Consider the following 17891-nt stretch of genomic DNA (forward strand, 5'->3'; position numbering starts at 1 on the left):
TTGATCTGTTAGTCCGTTGGTGGGATGAACTTGTACGGGCGTCGCGTACGTAAATTGCATTTTCCGTATCGGCTGACGCAGAACACCCCATCAGCACAGTTTTGTCTGCAGGCGTGTCGGCGACCTGCGCTACGCTGCTGCTACCAGGCCGAACGACTGCAGTGAGCACTGCTGTGGGCATTCCTGACGAACGTCAGGCCGGTGACAGTCGACCCGGAGATCCCGCCAGCCGTGGCGAAGCGGATCGCTAGCGCCGTGCAGTCCTCCCGCTCCGAAGGAAGCCGCAAGACCTATGCGGCCACGCGCGGCGTGTTGGCAGATGCGAAGTTGGCCCCAGGTACCGTGCCAAGGGGCCAGAACTATTAGGGTCGCGTGATGGAGGTCTTCCGTGGTTCATGCCCTTGAAATAGCTACCTCCACCCCTCGTATGGGGCGCAGGTTCGAGCCGGTACAAGAACGAGAGTTGCATCAAGACGCACTGACGGCGGTTCGTGGGCTGCCAGGTGCCACCCGCGGTCTCGTAGTTGTTCCGGAGTTTGCAGGTCCGCTCGGCATCCCCGACTTCACGGCGTTTGTAGGTGACGTCGATCGCCTCAGGCGGCGTCAAGCCCTTGATGTTCCCCCAGTGGTCAATGAACTCGACACGGGGATTGTCTCCGCCGCCTACGTCAGACGCGCAGCCGGAATGCAAGCTATCGCACATGCATTGGGCTGGCCCGTTGAGACCGTCGCACGGCGCACGAGAGGTTTGGTCAAGAACGGCGCTCTCATTGAGGTCGCAACGGGGCAATATGTGCGACCCGAGCAAGTCGAGCCAGGCGGGCGACTCTACGCGGTTGAGGCCAAGGTCGACGATTGGCGGTCTGGGCTCCGTCAGGTCCGGACTTATCGGGTATGGGCGGATAGCTACGTCCTTGTGATGGGACAGCTGAGTACGCGGATCGAAGCCGCACTGTCGGCCGAAGTGAGGAAGGACCACGGTGGTCTCATGGTCTCCGGACGATGGGTTGTTCGTCCACGTTTGGGACATGCGCAACCACGGCGCAGAGTCCAAGCTTGGGAATTGTTTGCGGCCGCTACGCGCTCAGGACTAAACGACCCAGCCCTCACTCTGCGCGTACATGCGTAGACCCCGCTGATACGCCGAGATCCATTCGCCCGATCTGTCGCGGATCCCGGTAGCGGCCCGAACGGCTGCCCAATGCGTCGAGGCGATCGAATACATCGCATCGAGTTCCTCGTACCGCTCGCGATAAGAGCGGCTGGCCGGTCCCTGAACGAGTTTCACAGCGGTGTCCAATTGTAGAACGTGATGCAGAAACGAGGCTTTGGGTCCGGGGACGGCAGGCGCGCCACCGAGTCGACCGGCCAACGCCGCGTCCTGCCGCGAGAGTAGAGCACCGTCGGCCTTTTCGAGAGTTCCGAGCAAACCAAGAAAAGTGGGGCGCTCGTACCAACTCGCCATGCCCCCACTCGGGGGTCTAGCACCGTAGTCGGTGTACGACATTACTCGTTGACGCTTGTCCCAGCCGGTGCCAACGGTAGAAGCGCCAGCCGCAACAGCCGGCAATGCCGCAAAATCTCCATGAGAGATATGAACGGGTGCATATTCACTCAGCGCGCGGACCGTTCGACAGATCCCGAATACCTCGTCGGCTATCAGCTTCGGTGGTAGGTCATTTCCCGGCTGAACAAACGAGAGAAACCACCCAGACGGTGCCAACGCTGCCAGGGCTCCGATATGGGCATCAAGGTCTCTTCCGTCGCGCCAGAACGTTCCCACGCCAGCGACAGTCAGACGAGCTGATGGCTGTAATTCGAGTGAAACTCGCGCCGTTTCAAGGGCCAGAGTGCTTATGTTGTTCAATCCAGAGGGCAGTAAGGGAGCGGGGGCCAAGAAGGGAGCGCCGAGTGCTGCTTGGCAGTCGAAAACTCGGCGGGCGTGCTCACGCCGGTATGGGGCTTGAGTCAAATCACCGACCGGTCCACCCCACAAGTTGTAATCGGTGTAGTAGCGGAAATCGCCGACGCCCGGCATCTGCAATGCATGTGTTGTTGCGTCGAAAAAGTAGGAGACGCCCGCGTCATCGAATTCGCCGATACGATGTGCCACGCCCGGCTTGTTTCCCGAACCGCCTCGATGCGCGAAGGGTGTTGCCCAGGGGTTTACGACGGTGCCAGAGGCAGTGCCCGCACTATGCGCTTCGGCTATCCAAGCGGTCTGAAATGGGCGGGGGCTGTCCTCGATATACGTAGTCATGGCAGCGCGTTCAGAGCATCACGAAGTGCGGCGGCGTTTCGGTATCGGCGGGCCGGCTGCGGGTGAAGGGCACGCTGAACAATCTCAAGCTGTGCCGCGCTTAGCTCCGGTCGATACTCTTGAATCGACTTCATCGTGCCGGTTTGCAATCGAGAGAAATATTCGTAGTCATCGCCCGTCCAAGGGTATGGTGAGTCGCCGGCCAAGGCCGTGTACATAAGAATACCGACCTGGAAGACATCGGACATCTGAGTTGGCCCGCCGCTGTAACTGTTGAGATGTTCGGGTGTGAGGAAACCACGCGTTCCAGGCTGGCCGGCAACTGTAAGGCCGGACCGTAGGGTGTGCCTTGCAAAACCGAAGTCAAGCACCTTGTACGCGCCGTTGCTCAGCCGACGTACGTTGTTTGCGCTCAAGTCGCGATGTATAACCGACTTTTCATGACCGGCGGCCAAGCCGTTAGCAACTTGCGTCCCCATAGATTTTACGTCGTCCCAGCTCCACTGCGTGCCGGAGAATAGAGCGCCGAGATCGTGTCCATCCAAATACTCTTCAACCCACGCCGCAGCGTGAACCGGGGATCCAAGTTCGACCAGGTTCGACACAACTTTAACCACGTTGGGGTTATCGATGTTGGCCAAGAGTTCGACTTCGCGTTCTGCGCGCTTCAGCGTTTCGTCCGTTGTGAACTTCAATGCCACTACTTTTAGCACGAAAGTCTGTCCGCTCTTAGCAACTAACCGTACGGCCTTTTGCCCCCCGATTGCGCCGATCGGTCCTCTGTCTACGAGACCTAAAGCAGCGACAGCTTCCTCTACGATTTTGTCATCGGCGACAGTCATCGCACCAACCTAATCGCGAAGCTACTGGAAACGGCCATCCAGCACATGCGTGTCTGTGGATCAAGAAACACAAGCGGTTCGGATTCATCGTCAGATCTCTTGGCGGTGCGGAAACTGCAGTAAGCGCATCGTCTGCCTCTGAACTGGCCTCGAAGTTGCGTGCAACCACCCTGCTGAACTTCGTCGCTTAGAGATCGTCGAGCTTCACGATGCCGTCTTGCAGAGCCCGGGCGACGAGTGCCGCCTTCGTCGGCGCAGCTCTTCCCACGCGGGAGTATTTGTCTCGAATTCGTGTCAGGTGGGTGTTGACGGTTCCCAGCGCGATGTGGAGGCGAGCTCCGACTTCGACTTTGGAGTCGCAGTTCAACCACACCTTCAGGACTGCGACCTCACGCTCGGTCAGTCCGGCTGAAGCGTATGTCTGCGCTGGTCGTGGGCTCTGAACCTGCGCCGTCGCATGAGTGGAGCGGGCGACGGGCGGCCTCGGACCGAGGGGGTTGCGTACTGTCCTGGGCACCGCGACGCGCGTCTGGGCTTTGGGTCGATGATCGATCAATACCATCTGATCCTCCTCGAGATACCGGCCTTGGGGCCGATGTGTATCGGATCACGGCGCTTGAACCCCTTGCAACACAAACTATTTCGAGACCAATGTCTATTAAGTTGCCCGGTCTACACCTATATATAGTTCGCACTACACCATGCGAGCTCGATTGCTGAATTGCTATAGTTCGTGATCCATTCAGGTACTGTGCAGTCCAGTGAAGGCGGTTGACGTTGAACCCTAGGCCTGTCCCGCGCGAACAATTTCTGTCTGCCGGATACCGACTCCTCAACGAAGCGGACATGACCGACCTAGCCCGGTCGCTATCCATCTCAGCGGTCGTCGACGGTGCCGGGCTGTCGCATCAAACGTTCCACAACACCTACCCCGGCAACTCCCGTGGCGGAGGTACGGGCGGCAAGGAAGCGTTCGTGGCAGATCTGCTCGACAACCTCACTGTGAACTACAGCGGAACTGCAGCCACCGACCCGCCGGCCGGGCTGCTCGATGCGGCCGCCCCCATGTCCGCCCTGTTCGACGACCTGACTTCCGGCCTGATGCGTCGACGCTTGATCGCGACCTTGCTCGCTGCCGACCACGACGGGGCCCGTAAAGCCGTCACCCCCGAATTCGAGCGATTGGATGCCGACCTGCGGACCAAAGTGGGCCAGGCAATCCAGGCTCAGGGCGGCTCCGTCCGCCAACCGATGTCGCTGACCTCCCTCTCTATTGTTTTGGGAGCTCTGCTGGACGGACTCGCATTACGAGAGATGCTGAGTCCGGGTTCCTTCTCCGGAGACGACATCGCCGCAACGACGACGTCGATACTGCGATGGGCGATCGATCCACTGCATTCCGATCGACAAGTACCCGACCCAGAACCGGCATATCCTTCCGTTGACTCCGACGCTCTACGGCCGGATCTCGAGGCCGAAGTGATCGACGCAACGGAAGCTCTGTTCGTCGACAACGGATATTTCCGCGTCACGCTCGCTGATATCGCGGCAGCCGCACGCCTCCGACTCGACGACCTCCGACGGCTTTTCCCGAGCAAAGTCGACATCATCGTCGCCGCGCTGAAACCCAAATTCGATCGCGTCCTGCGATTGCGTCGAGCCGACGAACGCCTCGGCATCGAACCCGCTATTGCTTTGCGCCGCACGATGATCGAGCTAGGTGAATTTGTGATCGACAACCGAGCCATGAGCTCCGGGATGCTGCTTGCCTTGAGCTTCGAGCAGTTCCAGCAGCCCAACACGGTCACCACAGTCTTGGAAAACCTCTACCTTCCATCTGCTGTCGTGCCGATCCTCGAACGGGGACGCGAAGCGGGCGTGTTCAGCGACGAAGCACCGACCATCGACGCAGCAATCATGTTGACCAACAACGTCTTGTTTCGTTGTCTGACGCGGCCGACCGAGACGGCGATCGAGGTTGTCGACGGCGTTCTCCGACTCCTCATGCCCGGCATCGCATCAAGGACTCCCTAGGGGTGCCGCACCACCGCGTCCATGCCTGCGGCGTGGCGAGGTGAGTGTGACCGAAAAGGGTCTCATGCAATGGGATCGATTGGCACGGCTGTCGGAGCACCTGCTCGACGACATCGAGGTCGGATCCGGAGACGACGGCACTTGGTATGTGAGTCGCGATATCGAGGCAGCGCTGCTACGACGCACGGTCCAGGGATCCGAGCCACAGATTGTCGTCGGTGAAGCCGGGCACGGAAAATCGACACTGCTGTGGTCGCTCCACCGAGCACTACAGGAGCAGGGGTTTGATCCGCTGCTGGTCTCTGCCACCTGGTTACATCCTGGAGACGACGGCATTCGGACAACCTCGACCGCCGAGATCATCTCGGCCATCACCGGTCGACCGGGCGCGATACTGCTGCTCGACACCGCGGACCTCATGCTGCACAACCGCTCTGCTCGCCACGACATCCTCGACCTGGTCACAGTGGTCGCCCGGATGGCAGTCCCCGTCGTTCTGACGACCAGGCCGCTCGAAGGTCAAATCCTTCCCGCGAACCTGGGACACAGGATCACACTGGGGCCGTTTTCCTCGAACTCCGAACTTCCGACGGCAATCGAAGCATTGACCGTCGAATTCATTGCCGACGACTCGGTAAAGCCTTCGAATCCGGTGTCGGCTATCCAGACCGCCCTGGCTCGCGGTGCTCTCGTCGACGACGTATGTACCAGCCCCTTACTGCTCAGACTGCTGTTCTCGTTGTCGGCACCACACTTCCCTCAGCTGGAACTCGACGTCACCGGCCTCTACAACCTGTTCTGGTCACGCCGCATCGTCAGCGATCACCGCTCCGGACCGGAGCTACCGGCTGACGACTCTGATGACCTCTCCGCCAGTGCCGGGTTTCTGGCGATCGCCATGCTCGCCTTGGGCACACCCGAACCACCCGTCGACGTCGTTGTTCGTCGCGCGGCGCAGGTCGCCGCATCGGTTGACCATGCGTACGACGACGTGGTCCTGCGCAGACATGTACGGGCACTGACCCGGCGCGGCGTACTGGTCACAACCGACAACCGTGCCCGATTTCTCCATCAGACGTTCTTCGAGTTCGCCGCCGCCAAGGGGCTCGCCAACAGGGGGGCCGAAGGCGAACTACCGAGATTGATCGCTCGGGTTGCACAGACGCCCGACGATCTCTTCGTCGGTGCCGTGGTCGAACAAACCTTGATCATCCTGGGATCAGATCTGCTGGCCAGACCAGCAGTGCGCGCGAGCTGCCAGACCCTCATCCGCACCGGGCTTCCGTATCCCATCTCGATTGCCATGACCGTGTGGGCGCATCACCCGGCACTACTCGAGCTCACCCCTGACATGTTCTCTGCGGTCGCCGATGACCAGCTGCGCCGATACCTGACGACGCTGCCCTTGTTGGACTCACGTCAATTTGCCGAGCGTGCAAGAGATTTCGGCAACCGTCTCGACATCATTCCCAGGGGAACAGGAACGGGAACATTTCACGAAATTCTGTCGCCTCACGACGGCTCGATCCATCCGCCCGATTCGCGGGTGCCCGACGAACTCACCGCGTACCAAGAGCGCCTCGTTCGCGCTCTGCAACGCCTGGAGGCACGGCGGGGCGACCTGGAACGCGCCACGGATGAGGCCTACCGTTCGATTCGACGCGCCGCCGGCAGCAAAGACGACGATCAGCTCGGCCGCACCTTGTTCAGCATTTCCCGATCTGCGTTCTATCGACTGAAAGCCGGTTCCAGTTGGAGCGCACCTGGAAGAAAGCTCTGCGCCGACATTGATGCTCACGGAGACACCATCGGCGAGCGCTTCGACCTCACGCGGTTGCACGACTCCTATGCGGCCGCGGCTCAGGAGGCGGACGATGCCCGCCATTCCAGGGATTGGCACGGCGGATCCGCACGTCAATGATGTTCGTCGCCAGTTCCGAGTTTCGCGAGAAGTCGAACAAGCACGCCGCGCGATCGGATCACACAGTCCCCCATGTGATTCCCGTTCACCGCCCGGCCGGCGGTGGACATGATCGGAAGGTCACGCCTTGAACTCAGCAGATCTGCACGAGCCCGCACATGCCGCGCTCCGACTTGCCCAATCCATCGCTCTCTCGGTACCTGCGTATCGACGTCTGCTCCACGAGAACGGGATCGAGGTCGACTCGATCGCAACGATGACCGACCTGACGCAGCTTCCGACCACATCGAAGGACAACTACCGCCGACCGAACACCCTCGTCGATCTGCAATCCGGGCAGCCCGAAGACGTCGAAACCATCGCCAGTAGTGCCGGCTCGTCCGGAGCACCTACCTTCTGGTCGCGCGGGCAGCGGAGTACCGACCACGGTGCGGCGATGTTCGGGCACGTACTGCGGGAATGCGCCGACACCGAGCACAGAGCGACCCTGGCACTCGTGACGTTTCCACTCGGACCGTACATCGGGGGTGCATTCATGTACGCAATGCTGCTCGAGCTCCGCAAACGTGGCCATCGACTGTCGATAGCGACTCCGGGCATGGACCCTGACGTCATCGCGAACGTGGTGTCCGAGGCCGCAGCCGGGTACCAACAGGTAGTGATCTTCGCGTACCCGCCGATCGCGCGGGATCTCCTCGACACCCACGGCGACCTGCTTCGTCGACACGACGTCGTGATAATCGTCGGCGGCGAACCCGTCAGTGAAGCGTGGCGCTCCCTCGTCCACGACATGCTGGGCGACAAAGACGGAGACCGTGTACGAGTGGTGTACGGGGCAACCGACGTCGGATTCGTCGGATACGAAACGGCCGCCACGATCGCCATACGGTCGGCGGCATCTGAGGATTCGGCCTTGAATCGCGCGATATTCGGCACCGAGTACGCCGAAGGAGATGTCGTGCAGCAACCCGCCTTCGTGCAGTACCAGCCCGAATTCACCTACATCGAAGTCGACTCCGAGGGCTACCTGCTCTTCACCGTCGGCGGCGTACTACCGCTCGTGCGCTACCGGGTGAACGACAGGGGTGAAACCCTCGTCGGCAGCGCCGTCCGCGAGCGACTGGCCGACGCCGGCCATCCCGCTCTGGCGGAAGGTATCGATCCGAATGCCCACTACCTCTTGGTATTCGGACGTACGGACGTCGCCGCGATCTACAGTGCCGTCAACATCTACCCCGACTACTTCCGGCCTGCCGTCGAACACATCTCTCTGGCGACGCGGTTGACCGGGCGTTTCATCGCACGCTGCGAGACCGACAGCGAACAGCGTCAGACACTGACCCTCGATGTCGAGCTTCGCCCCCAACAGCAGCCCGACCCGGAGACCGCGGAACAGGTTCAACAGCTCTCCATCGCCAGTCTTCGGCAATTGAGCGCCGAGTATCGCATCGTTCACGATCAGAAAGGCCGAGAGGCAGAACCCGTCGTTCACCTGAGGCCGTTCCGATCGGACGGTTTCGTCACAGGCGGAAAGCAGAAGTCCGTCGAGTAAGCACTGTTGGCCCGAGGGTGCGTCCAGGTCTGGAACTCGGTCTGCGAAAGTCCTACGGTTGTGTCATGGCACTGTCGAAGGCAGAACGCGAAGAATTTCTGGCCGAGTCTCACGTCGCCGCGCTGTCCGTCTCCGCGGGCCCGGATCGCGGTCCGTTGACCGTCCCCATCTGGTACGACTACACACCTGGTGGCCAGGCCTGGGTTCTCACCGGCAAGACGTCCAGGAAAGCCGAATCGATCAGGGCTGCACAGCGTTTCACGCTCATGATCGAGCAGACGAATCCGACCATCAAATACGTGTCCGTCGAGGGACCGGTTGCGCGGGAAGAGCCGAGTACGCCGGAGCTACTACGCGCCATGGCTGCGCGCTACCTACCGCCGGAGAAGGTCGACGGCTATCTCGAAATGGCCGACAGCGAGCACGAAGAGAACGTGGTGTTCTACCTGCAGCCGGAGCATTGGCTGTCGGCCGATCTGGGCGCGATCTGAGGTAGCGCGCCGGTAGCGCCTTCCCGATTCAGGTGGTCGGTGTCAGGGCGTTGCCGGGCGGGACGGTCGCACAGTTGCTGTGCGTCGGCCCACCGGCGAACCGCTCGGTCAGGAACTGCAGGCTCTGCGCCTCGAACACCGGGAACGCATCGCTGTGCGTCAGGCCGTCGTACTGTGCGTACTGCACATCGACGCCCCGCCCGCAGTATGCGTACGCCAGCCCCTGCACGTCGCCGGTGATCATGATCGTGTCGCCGATCGGATCGGCGTGCCCGACAGCGAGGAACATCGGCGTTCGCGGAGTGCCCTGACTGCCCATGATGTTGTCGTCGATCGCCGCGACGACCTCGGGTACGTCCAGCAGTGAGGTGTACGGGGCCTTGACCATCGACGCGTCGGTGAGCGTCGGATAGTCGTCGGCGAACTGCGCGATGCACTCCTGATCGACCTGATCGATGACCTCGAGGCCGTAGTCGGAGATGAAACTGTTCAGGTCGAGGCCGTATGCACGTTCGTAGGCGACGACCAGTGCCGGGATGACACCCGCCCACTGCTTGTTTCCGCTGACGTACGGCAGGTTGTGAGCCAGGTCGACCGGCAGCCCGCCGGCCGCCGCACCGACGAGGTTCAGCTCGGGGGCGTACTCGGGAGCTATTTCGGCACCCCACTGCGTCGGCACTGATCCACCGGAGTACCCGACCATTCCGACGGGCGTGCTCGACGGAAGCCCCAGGAAGGACTGGGCCGCACGAACGCCGTCCAGCGCTGCGTAGCCCGACTGCCGCCCGATCGTCCACTCGAGCTCCTCACCCTCGTAATCCGGTACGACGACGGTGTAGCCGGCTGCGAGGTAGCCGGCAATGACCGCCTGTTCCGCGCCGGCAATGGGACTCGTCGACCCGCCGCTGAGCGTGTACGAGGGATTGCACTGAGAGCCGAGCGCGTCGTAGGCCATGTGGTACGAGACGATCCGCGTCGGCCCGGGAACCAAGGGCCGCAGCACAGTTGCGACCGTGACGACGCCGTCACCCTGCTGGTCGGTGGTTCGGTACAGAACCTGGCTACCCGTGATAGGCGTCGGCTGGCTGGGGGTACGGAACGTCATGGGCCTGGACCGAAGCACCGTTCCCGGGGAAACGTCCAGGCCGCCGTCCCACTCGTAGAACGGATCGTCGGCGGGAATCGGTGACCCCGGCCCCGGATCTGCTTGTGCCACAGGGACACTGACGAATGACGCGGAACCGAGGAGTAGAACGACCGATTCCATCAGCCTGATTGCAAAGCTTCTACCAGCCAGTGACATGGAACAATTAAACCCCCGCGAACTCGGAGTCATGGACGGAAATCGCCAGATTTTCGTCCATAACTTCGAGTTCGGCGGAGGCTGGGTTACTTCAAGACGATGTTCACCATTCGACCCGGGATCACGATGACCTTGGTCGGGGCCTTGCCGTCGAGCAGGGCCACGATTTTCTCGTCGGCCAGCGCAGTCTTCTCGACGTCGTCCTTCGTCGCATCGGCGGGGACGGTGATGCGGCTGCGGACCTTGCCGTTGACCTGGATGGGGTAGTCGACGGTGTCGGCGACGAGCCACTTCTTCTCCACGCGCGGGAAAGGCCCGTGCGCCAAAGACTTCTCGTGACCGAGCTTGCTCCACAGTTCCTCGGACAGGTGCGGAGCCAACGGAGCGAGCATCAGGATCAGCGGCTCCACCACCCCACGCGGGGCACCGTCGGGGTACGCCTTGGTGATGTGGTTGGTCAGCTCGATCAGCTTGGCGCCGGCCGTATTGTCGCGCAGCGCAGCGTAATCCGCGTGCACACCGTCGATAACGCGGTTGAGTACCCGCAACGTGTCCTCGGTCGGCTTGGCGTCGGTGACGCGGACCTCGCCGGTCACCTCGTCGAGCACCAGTCGCCACACCCGCTGCAGGAAGCGCTGCGCGCCGACGACATCCTTGGTCGCCCACGGCCGCGAGGTGTCCAGCGGTCCCATCGACATCTCGTAGAAGCGCAGGGTGTCGGCACCGTACTCGGCGAAGATCTCGTCGGGGGAGACCGAGTTCTTCAGCGACTTACCCATCTTTCCGTACTCACGGTTGACGGGCTGGTCCTGGTGGAAGTAGCCACCGTCGCGCTCGATCACCTCGGCCGCGGGCACGTAGACGCCGCGAGCGTCGGTGAAAGCGTAGGCCTGGATGTAGCCCTGGTTGTAGAGGCGACGGTACGGCTCGCTCGAGCTGACGTGGCCCAGATCGAACAACACCTTGTGCCAGAAGCGCGAGTACAGCAGGTGCAGCACCGCATGCTCGACGCCACCGACGTAGAGATCGACTCCGCCGGGATCGTGGGGTCCGTGGATCTCCGGACGCGGTCCGACCCAGTACTTCTCGTTCTCCGGGTCGGCGAAGGCTTCGGAGTTGGTGGGGTCGATGTAGCGCAGCTGGTACCAGGAGCTGCCGGCCCACTGCGGCATCACGTTGGTGTCGCGGGTGTAGGTCTGCAGCCCGTCGCCCAGATCCAGTTCGACGTTGACCCACTCGGAGGCCTTGGCCAGCGGCGGAGACGGCTCGGAGCCCGCGTCGTCGGGATCGAACGAGACGGGTGCGTAGTTCTCGACCTCCGGAAGTTCCACCGGCAGAGCAGAATCCGGCAGCCCGTGCGGGTTGCCCTCGGCGTCCCAGACGATCGGGAAGGGCTCGCCCCAGTAACGCTGACGAGCGAACAACCAGTCGCGCAGCTTGTACTGAATGGTGCCGCGGCCGGTGCCGTCGGCTTCCAGTCGCGTTATGACGGCGGCCTTGGCCTCGTCCACCGGCAGGCCGTCGAGGAAGTCGGAGTTCACCAGCTCACCGTCGCCGACGTATGCGGCCTCGGTGACGTCTCCGCCCGAGATGACCTCGCGCACAGGCAGATCGAACGCGGTGGCGAACTCCCAGTCGCGTGCGTCGTGTCCGGGGACGGCCATGATCGCGCCGGTGCCGTAGCCGGTCAGCACGTAGTCGGCGATGAACACCGGCACCTGCTCACCGTTGACCGGGTTCTTCACGTAGGCACCGATGAAGACGCCGGTCTTCTCCTTGTTCTCCTGCCGCTCCAGATCGGACTTGGCCGCGATCGAACCGCGATATGCGGCAACGGCTTCCGCGGGGGTTGCGGCTCCGCCGGTCCACTTGTCGGAGACGTCCGACGGCCACTCGGGAGCAACCAACTCGTCGACCAGTTCGTGCTCGGGGGCGAGCACCACGTAAGTGGCACCGAACAGCGTGTCCGGTCGAGTGGTGAACACCTCGATGTTCGAGAAGGAGACCTGCGCACCGCGGGAGCGCCCGATCCAGTTGCGCTGCATGGTCTTGACCTTCTCGGGCCAATCCAGGTACTCGAGATCGTCGACCAAGCGGTCCGAGTACGCGGTGATCCGCATCATCCACTGCCGCAGGTTCTTTCGGAAGACCGGGAAGTTTCCACGATCGCTGCGTCCGTCGGCGGTGACCTCCTCGTTGGCGAGCACCGTACCCAGACCGGGGCACCAGTTGACCATCGAGTTGGACTCGTACACCAGACGGAAGCCGTCGATCACCTCGCGGCGTTCACCGACGGTCAGCGACTCCCAGGAGCGGCCGTCGTCGAGGGTCCGCTCGCCCGAGGCGAAGGCCGCCTCCAGCTCGGAGATCGGACGCGCCTTGTTCTGATCGACGTCGAACCAGGCATTGAAGATCTGCAGGAAGATCCACTGCGTCCAGTGGTAGAAGTCGACGTCCGTCGTCGCCAGGGACCGTCGGCGATCGTGCCCGAGACCCAGCCGACGCAGTTGGCGTCGCATGTTGGTGATGTTGTCCTCGGTGGTGCTGCGCGGGTGCGTGCCCGTCTGCACGGCGTACTGCTCGGCCGGCAGACCGAATGCGTCGTAACCCAGCGCGTGCAGCACGTTGCGGCCCTGCATGCGGTGATAGCGCGCGAAGACGTCGGTGGCGATGTAGCCGAGGGGGTGACCGACATGCAGCCCACTGCCCGAGGGGTACGGGAACATGTCCTGGACGAACAGCTTGTCCTTCGGGACGTCTCCGGCGAGGCTTCCGACCGGATTGGGCGCGTCGAAAGTGCCCTGCGTCTCCCACAGGTCCTGCCACTGCTCCTCGATGTGCCCGGCGAGTTCGGCCGTGTAGCGGTACTCGGGGGCGGACTCGGTGGGTGCTTCAACGGAATCGGTCACACCTACCAGCCTAAAGTGTGACGCGGCCCGCCTGGTACCAGGACCTCGCTGCGCCGTATCCTGGCCAGGTGGTCATCGTCTCGGTTGTGTTGTTCGTGCTCGCCCTCGTCGTCGGCGCTGTCGCTGTCGCGTCACTGCTGGGCCGGCTGCCACGCAACCGTTTCGCGGGTGTCCGCACCGCCGAGGCCATGCGTGACGACGAGACGTTCACCCTCGCCAACCGTGTCGCCGGCCCCACCACCGCCGCATCGGCCCTGGTACTGGCCATCGGTGCCGTGGCCGCTCTCGCACTGAGCGGTATCGCCGCTGTCGTCGGCGTCGTCGTTGCCCTCGTGGCCGCGTTGTTCATCGCCGCAGCCGGCGGGACCATCGGGGCCCGCGCAGCAGCGGCCGTTCCGCCACCCGCCGAGGCGGACGGATGCGGAAGCTCGTGCATCTCGTGCAGCCTCAAGGACGCCTGCCAGCCGAGCTAAGCCGAGCAGATGAAATCGAGGGCTGCCCGCACGTTCGATCCCGCCGGGGTCGTTTTCGGTGTCCTCGGACCTCTGGTCGTCGCTGCTCTCGGTCTCGTCCTCGCGTACCTGTGGCAGGACCGTCTGCCGGAGCAGGTCGCCACGCACTTCAGCGGCACCGAACCCGACGACTTCGCCGACCCGCTCTCCAACGCCTGGACCCTCGCCATCGTGATCGTGCTGGTGGGCGGCGGGTGCAGTGCCGTCGCATCATTGGCTCGGGTGCTGCTGATCATGCGTCGCACGATGCTGATCATCGGGCTGACCGTCGTCGGGACCATCGGTGTTCTGCAGATCGCGACCCTCGTCCGTGAACTCGACATGGCCACCGCGCAGAGCGTCACCATCCCCGGTTGGGCCATGGCGGTGGGAACCGTCGCCGGCTTCGCGGCCGGACTGTTCGGCGCATCGCGACTGCGCGACCACCGCGAGCGCGTTCTCGCCACCTCGCCGCCGCACTCCGATCTGCCGCGGTGCAATCCCAAATTGCCCCTGGTCGTCCATGTCGGTGCCAGTCGAATCGCCGGCGCGACCGTCGCGGCGGTATCTCTGGCAGGCGCTGCTCTGACGTGCTACCTGTCCAGCTCGCTGTGGCCGATCTTCCTGTTCGCACCGCTGACGATTCTGATCCTGTCCCTGCTGCGCTTCACCGTGCACGTCGACAGCGACGGCCTGTACGTATCGAGTCTGGGAATGGCCGCGTTCGACTACGACATCGACGAGATCACCGGCTCGTCCGTTCGAACGGTGGACCCGTCGAAGGAGTTCGGTGGTTGGGGTCTACGGGCCAAGGGACGCGGCAACTACGCCGTCGCCACCGAAGCCGGGCCCGCGGCCTTCGTCACGTTCGCGAACGGGGACCGGCTCACCATCGGGTCGGCCGACGCGGCGATCATCGCGGGAACCCTCAACACCCTCACCGATCGGACCCGCAGCACCACGATGGATTAAGTTAGCCGAGTGAAGTTGTTGCGGGATACCGTGCTGGATCCCTTCCTGCTGGGCATCTTCGCGGTCGCCGCGCTGGCAAGCCTCTTCCCTGCCACCGGCACGGCGGAGGACGTCCTCGGCTGGATCACGCGCATCGCCATCGCACTGCTGTTCCTCATCTACGGAGCGCGGCTCTCGCCGCGCGACGCCTGGGACGGTGTCAAACACTGGCGGCTGCACTCGGTGATCCTGGCGTGCACGTACCTGCTGTTCCCCGCGCTCGGGCTTGCGCTGCGGATTCTCGTTCCCGGCGTGATCAGTGACGACCTCTACACCGGAATTCTGTTTCTGTGCCTGGTCCCCTCGACCGTCCAGTCCTCGATCGCCTTCACCTCCATCGCCCGCGGCAACGTCGCCGGAGCTGTCGTGAGTGCATCGTTCTCCAACATCATCGGCGTGTTCGTCACCCCACTGCTGGTGATCGCCGTGATGACCACCACGGGTTCGGTGACCATCGACCCCGGCTCGGTACTCGATATCGCTCTTCAACTGCTGCTTCCGTTCGCCGTCGGTCAGCTGATCCGGCCCTGGGTGACCGGATGGCTCACCCGACACAGCGCGCCGACGAAACTCGTCGACCGCGGTTCGATCCTGCTGGTGGTCCTCGCGGCCTTCAGCGAATCGATGAACCAGAACGTGTGGTCGTCGGTAGCGGTGTGGCGCATCGGCGTCGTCGTCGCCGTGTGCGCCGCGTTGCTCGCCCTGGTGCTCACGATCACCTGGTACGGAGGCAAGTTGTTGGGCTTCACGTTCGAGGATCGATTGGTGCTGCTGTTCTGCGGATCCAAGAAGAGTCTGGCCAGCGGTCTACCGATGGCGGCGGTGCTGTTCGTCGGCCAACCCGTCGGACTGATCGTGCTGCCGCTGTTGATCTTCCACCAGATTCAGCTGATGGTGTGCACCGTGATCGCGCAGCATTTCGCGCGACGGCCGGAATCGGAACTGGGCCCCGTGGCCCGCGTCGCGGACTAGATTGAAAACCAGTCGAGAACTCGGGAGAAGACGATGACCAGGAAACTGCACACCGACGGCGTCGTCTCTGCCGCCTACACCGGCCGCCTCGCCACCAATCCCGTACCCGCACTGCGACTTCCCGAGGACCAACTCGACCCGGAAGCCGCATACCGCTACATCCACGACGAACTGATGCTCGACGGCAGCTCGCGCCTGAATCTGGCGACGTTCGTCACCACGTGGATGGATCCGCAGGCCGAGAAGCTCATGGCGGAGACGTTCGACAAGAACATGATCGACAAGGACGAATACCCGTCCACCGCGGCCATCGAGGAGCGCTGCGTCAACATCGTCGCCGATCTGTTCCACGCGCCCGGACTCGACCGAAAGGACCCGTCGTCGGCCACCGGCGTGTCGACCATCGGGTCGAGTGAGGCCGTCATGCTGGCCGGGTTGGCACTCAAGTGGCGCTGGCGAGCCAAGGGCACCGGAACGGCCGCGCCGAATCTGGTGTTGGGCAGCAACGTTCAGGTGGTGTGGGAGAAGTTCTGCCGCTACTTCGACGTCGAGCCCAAGTACCTGCCCGTCGAACGTGGACGCTACGTCATCACCCCCGAGCAGGTTCGGGATGCAGTGGACGAGAACACCATCGGCGTCGTCGCGATTCTCGGTACCACGTTCACCGGCGAACTCGAACCGGTGCAGGAGATCTGCGCGGAACTGGACAGGATCGCGTCGAGCGGTGGCCCGGACGTCCCGGTCCATGTCGATGCGGCCAGCGGCGGCTTCGTCGTTCCGTTTCTCGACCCGGATCTCGAATGGGACTTCCGGTTGCCGCGGGTCAAGTCGATCAATGCCAGCGGCCACAAGTACGGATTGACCTATCCGGGAATCGGATTCGCAGTCTGGCGCACCAAGGAAGATCTCCCCGAGGACCTCGTGTTCCGGGTCAACTATCTCGGCGGAGACATGCCCACCTTCACCCTGAATTTCTCCAGGCCGGGTAATCAGGTGATCGGGCAGTACTACAACTTCCTGCGACTCGGCAGATCCGGATACACCGACATCATGAAAGCACTGCGCGACACAGCCGTTCGTGTGAGCAGGCATCTCGACGAACATCCCGACGTCGAGGTCGTCACCGACGGATCCGCGATCCCGGTGCTGTCGTTCATGCTGAAGGATCACTGCGACTTCACGGTCTTCGACGTCTCCCACGAACTGCGCGCCCGTGGATGGCAGGTGCCGGCATACACGATGCCCGACGACGCCACCGACGTCGCAGTTCTCAGAGTCGTTGTCCGAGAGGGTTTCAGCGCGGATCTGGGCAGAATGCTGTGCAGCGCCATCGACGAAGTGATCGACGGACTGAAATCAGGCGGGCACTCGAACGCGAGGGCCTTCTCCCACTGAGTGCCTGCGGCAGTGGTGCGGTTGAGTGCCCTGGGTGGCACCTGACCGCACCACTGCGTAGCACTCAGTTCCGGTCGACGTCGATCGGATGGGATGCCAGCAGCGCCAACGGCATCGGCTGCCGACGCAACACATGGGCCCACAGGTCGATGCGTGGTGGACCGATCACATCGGATGGCAAGGCAGACAACACCATCCAGTCTTCCCGGTCCAGTTCACCTTCGAGCTGGCCGAACGTCCACCCCGAGTACCCGGCGAAGATGCGGACACCTTCGACCAGTGGGGCGATATCGGCAGGATCGGAATCGAGATCGACCATCACCACTCGGCCGTCGACGCGTCGTAGACCGGCAACGCCGTCGAGCGACACGCCGGTCCGCAGCGTCGCCAGGCACAGCGCCGAATCGCGCTTGACCGGGCCACCGACGTACAGCGCCTGCGGCTTGGCGGCCAGCTCGGACCAGTTGGGCAGCACGTTCTGCACCGCGGTATCGCTGGGACGGTTGATCACGACACCGAGGCTGCCCGCATCATTGTGTTCGATGATGTAGATGACGGTGCGCCGAAACGTGGGCTCCACCAGTTCGATGGACGACACCAACAGGCTGCCTGGGCGGACATCGCGCAAGGCCGATGTCGTCTGGTCCTCGGGTTCCTCCGCATGCGATGCCACGCTAGCCATTGTGGCACCGCGCACCCGCCGATGTGGC

General features: G+C 63.0%; 14 protein-coding genes. 8 read left to right on the forward strand and 6 right to left on the reverse strand.

Annotated elements, in window-relative coordinates; genetic code table 11:
* Positions 1 to 1090 precede the first annotated feature (1090 nt).
* The 3 genes from NY08_RS17285 to NY08_RS25630 form a co-directional block, all read right to left on the reverse strand.
* A complete protein-coding gene (locus tag NY08_RS17285) occupies positions 1091 to 1465 on the reverse strand; it encodes a hypothetical protein (RefSeq protein ID WP_144407389.1) in 375 nt (124 codons plus the stop codon).
* 791 nt (positions 1466 to 2256) lie between these two features.
* A complete protein-coding gene (locus tag NY08_RS17290) occupies positions 2257 to 3102 on the reverse strand; it encodes a serine/threonine protein kinase (RefSeq protein ID WP_045197732.1) in 846 nt (281 codons plus the stop codon).
* A 187-nt stretch (positions 3103 to 3289) separates the two neighbouring features.
* Complete coding sequence (locus tag NY08_RS25630; RefSeq protein WP_082073856.1) at positions 3290 to 3664, reverse strand: helix-turn-helix transcriptional regulator; 375 nt, start codon at positions 3662 to 3664, stop codon at positions 3290 to 3292.
* A gap of 284 nt (positions 3665 to 3948) precedes the next feature.
* Between NY08_RS25630 and NY08_RS17300 the strand changes: the two genes are divergently transcribed.
* From NY08_RS17300 to NY08_RS17315, 4 genes are all read left to right on the forward strand, one after another.
* On the forward strand, positions 3949 to 5136 hold the full coding sequence (locus NY08_RS17300; RefSeq protein ID WP_045197733.1) for a TetR family transcriptional regulator: 1188 nt from the start codon (positions 3949 to 3951) through the stop codon (positions 5134 to 5136).
* 46 nt (positions 5137 to 5182) lie between these two features.
* Positions 5183 to 7057 (forward strand): ATP-binding protein, encoded by a 1875-nt coding sequence (locus NY08_RS17305; RefSeq protein ID WP_144407390.1) that lies wholly within the window; start codon positions 5183 to 5185, stop codon positions 7055 to 7057.
* Between the two features lie 127 nt (positions 7058 to 7184).
* The gene (locus tag NY08_RS17310; protein WP_045197736.1) at positions 7185 to 8609 is read left to right on the forward strand and encodes a phenylacetate--CoA ligase family protein; all 1425 of its coding nucleotides are present in this window, start codon (positions 7185 to 7187) and stop codon (positions 8607 to 8609) included.
* Between the two features lie 65 nt (positions 8610 to 8674).
* Positions 8675 to 9100 carry a pyridoxamine 5'-phosphate oxidase family protein gene (locus NY08_RS17315; protein WP_045200650.1) on the forward strand — a complete coding sequence of 142 codons (426 nt, stop codon included), beginning with the start codon at positions 8675 to 8677 and terminating at the stop codon, positions 9098 to 9100.
* A gap of 28 nt (positions 9101 to 9128) precedes the next feature.
* On the opposite strand, the gene NY08_RS17320 is transcribed toward NY08_RS17315, so the two are convergent.
* Both NY08_RS17320 and leuS read right to left on the reverse strand, forming a co-directional pair.
* Positions 9129 to 10367, reverse strand: a complete 1239-nt coding sequence (locus NY08_RS17320) for a lipase family protein (RefSeq protein WP_442970760.1) — start codon at positions 10365 to 10367, stop codon at positions 9129 to 9131.
* A gap of 122 nt (positions 10368 to 10489) precedes the next feature.
* Positions 10490 to 13312, reverse strand: a complete 2823-nt coding sequence (leuS, locus tag NY08_RS17325) for a leucine--tRNA ligase (protein ID WP_045197740.1) — start codon at positions 13310 to 13312, stop codon at positions 10490 to 10492.
* Between the two features lie 68 nt (positions 13313 to 13380).
* Here leuS and NY08_RS17330 point away from each other — a divergent pair, with 68 nt between their 5' ends.
* Genes NY08_RS17330 through NY08_RS17345 form a run of 4 tightly spaced genes read left to right on the forward strand, consistent with a single transcriptional unit; the run spans position 13381 to position 17181 of the window.
* Complete coding sequence (locus NY08_RS17330) at positions 13381 to 13785, forward strand: SdpI family protein (protein WP_032397343.1); 405 nt, start codon at positions 13381 to 13383, stop codon at positions 13783 to 13785.
* 9 nt (positions 13786 to 13794) lie between these two features.
* A complete protein-coding gene (locus NY08_RS17335) occupies positions 13795 to 14775 on the forward strand; it encodes a DUF1648 domain-containing protein (protein WP_045197742.1) in 981 nt (326 codons plus the stop codon).
* Positions 14776 to 14784: 9 nt separating this feature from the next.
* Positions 14785 to 15786, forward strand: coding sequence for a bile acid:sodium symporter family protein (locus NY08_RS17340; protein WP_045197744.1), 1002 nt, complete (start codon positions 14785 to 14787; stop codon positions 15784 to 15786).
* A 33-nt stretch (positions 15787 to 15819) separates the two neighbouring features.
* Entirely contained in the window at positions 15820 to 17181 is a 1362-nt protein-coding gene (locus NY08_RS17345) for a glutamate decarboxylase (protein ID WP_045197745.1), read from the forward strand.
* A gap of 64 nt (positions 17182 to 17245) precedes the next feature.
* Here NY08_RS17345 and NY08_RS17350 read toward each other — a convergent pair whose 3' ends face one another.
* Positions 17246 to 17863, reverse strand: a complete 618-nt coding sequence (locus NY08_RS17350; protein WP_032396966.1) for a YqgE/AlgH family protein — start codon at positions 17861 to 17863, stop codon at positions 17246 to 17248.
* Positions 17864 to 17891: the final 28 nt, after the last annotated feature.

The sequence above is a fragment of the Rhodococcus sp. B7740 genome, from assembly GCF_000954115.1.
Classification (GTDB): domain Bacteria; phylum Actinomycetota; class Actinomycetes; order Mycobacteriales; family Mycobacteriaceae; genus Rhodococcoides.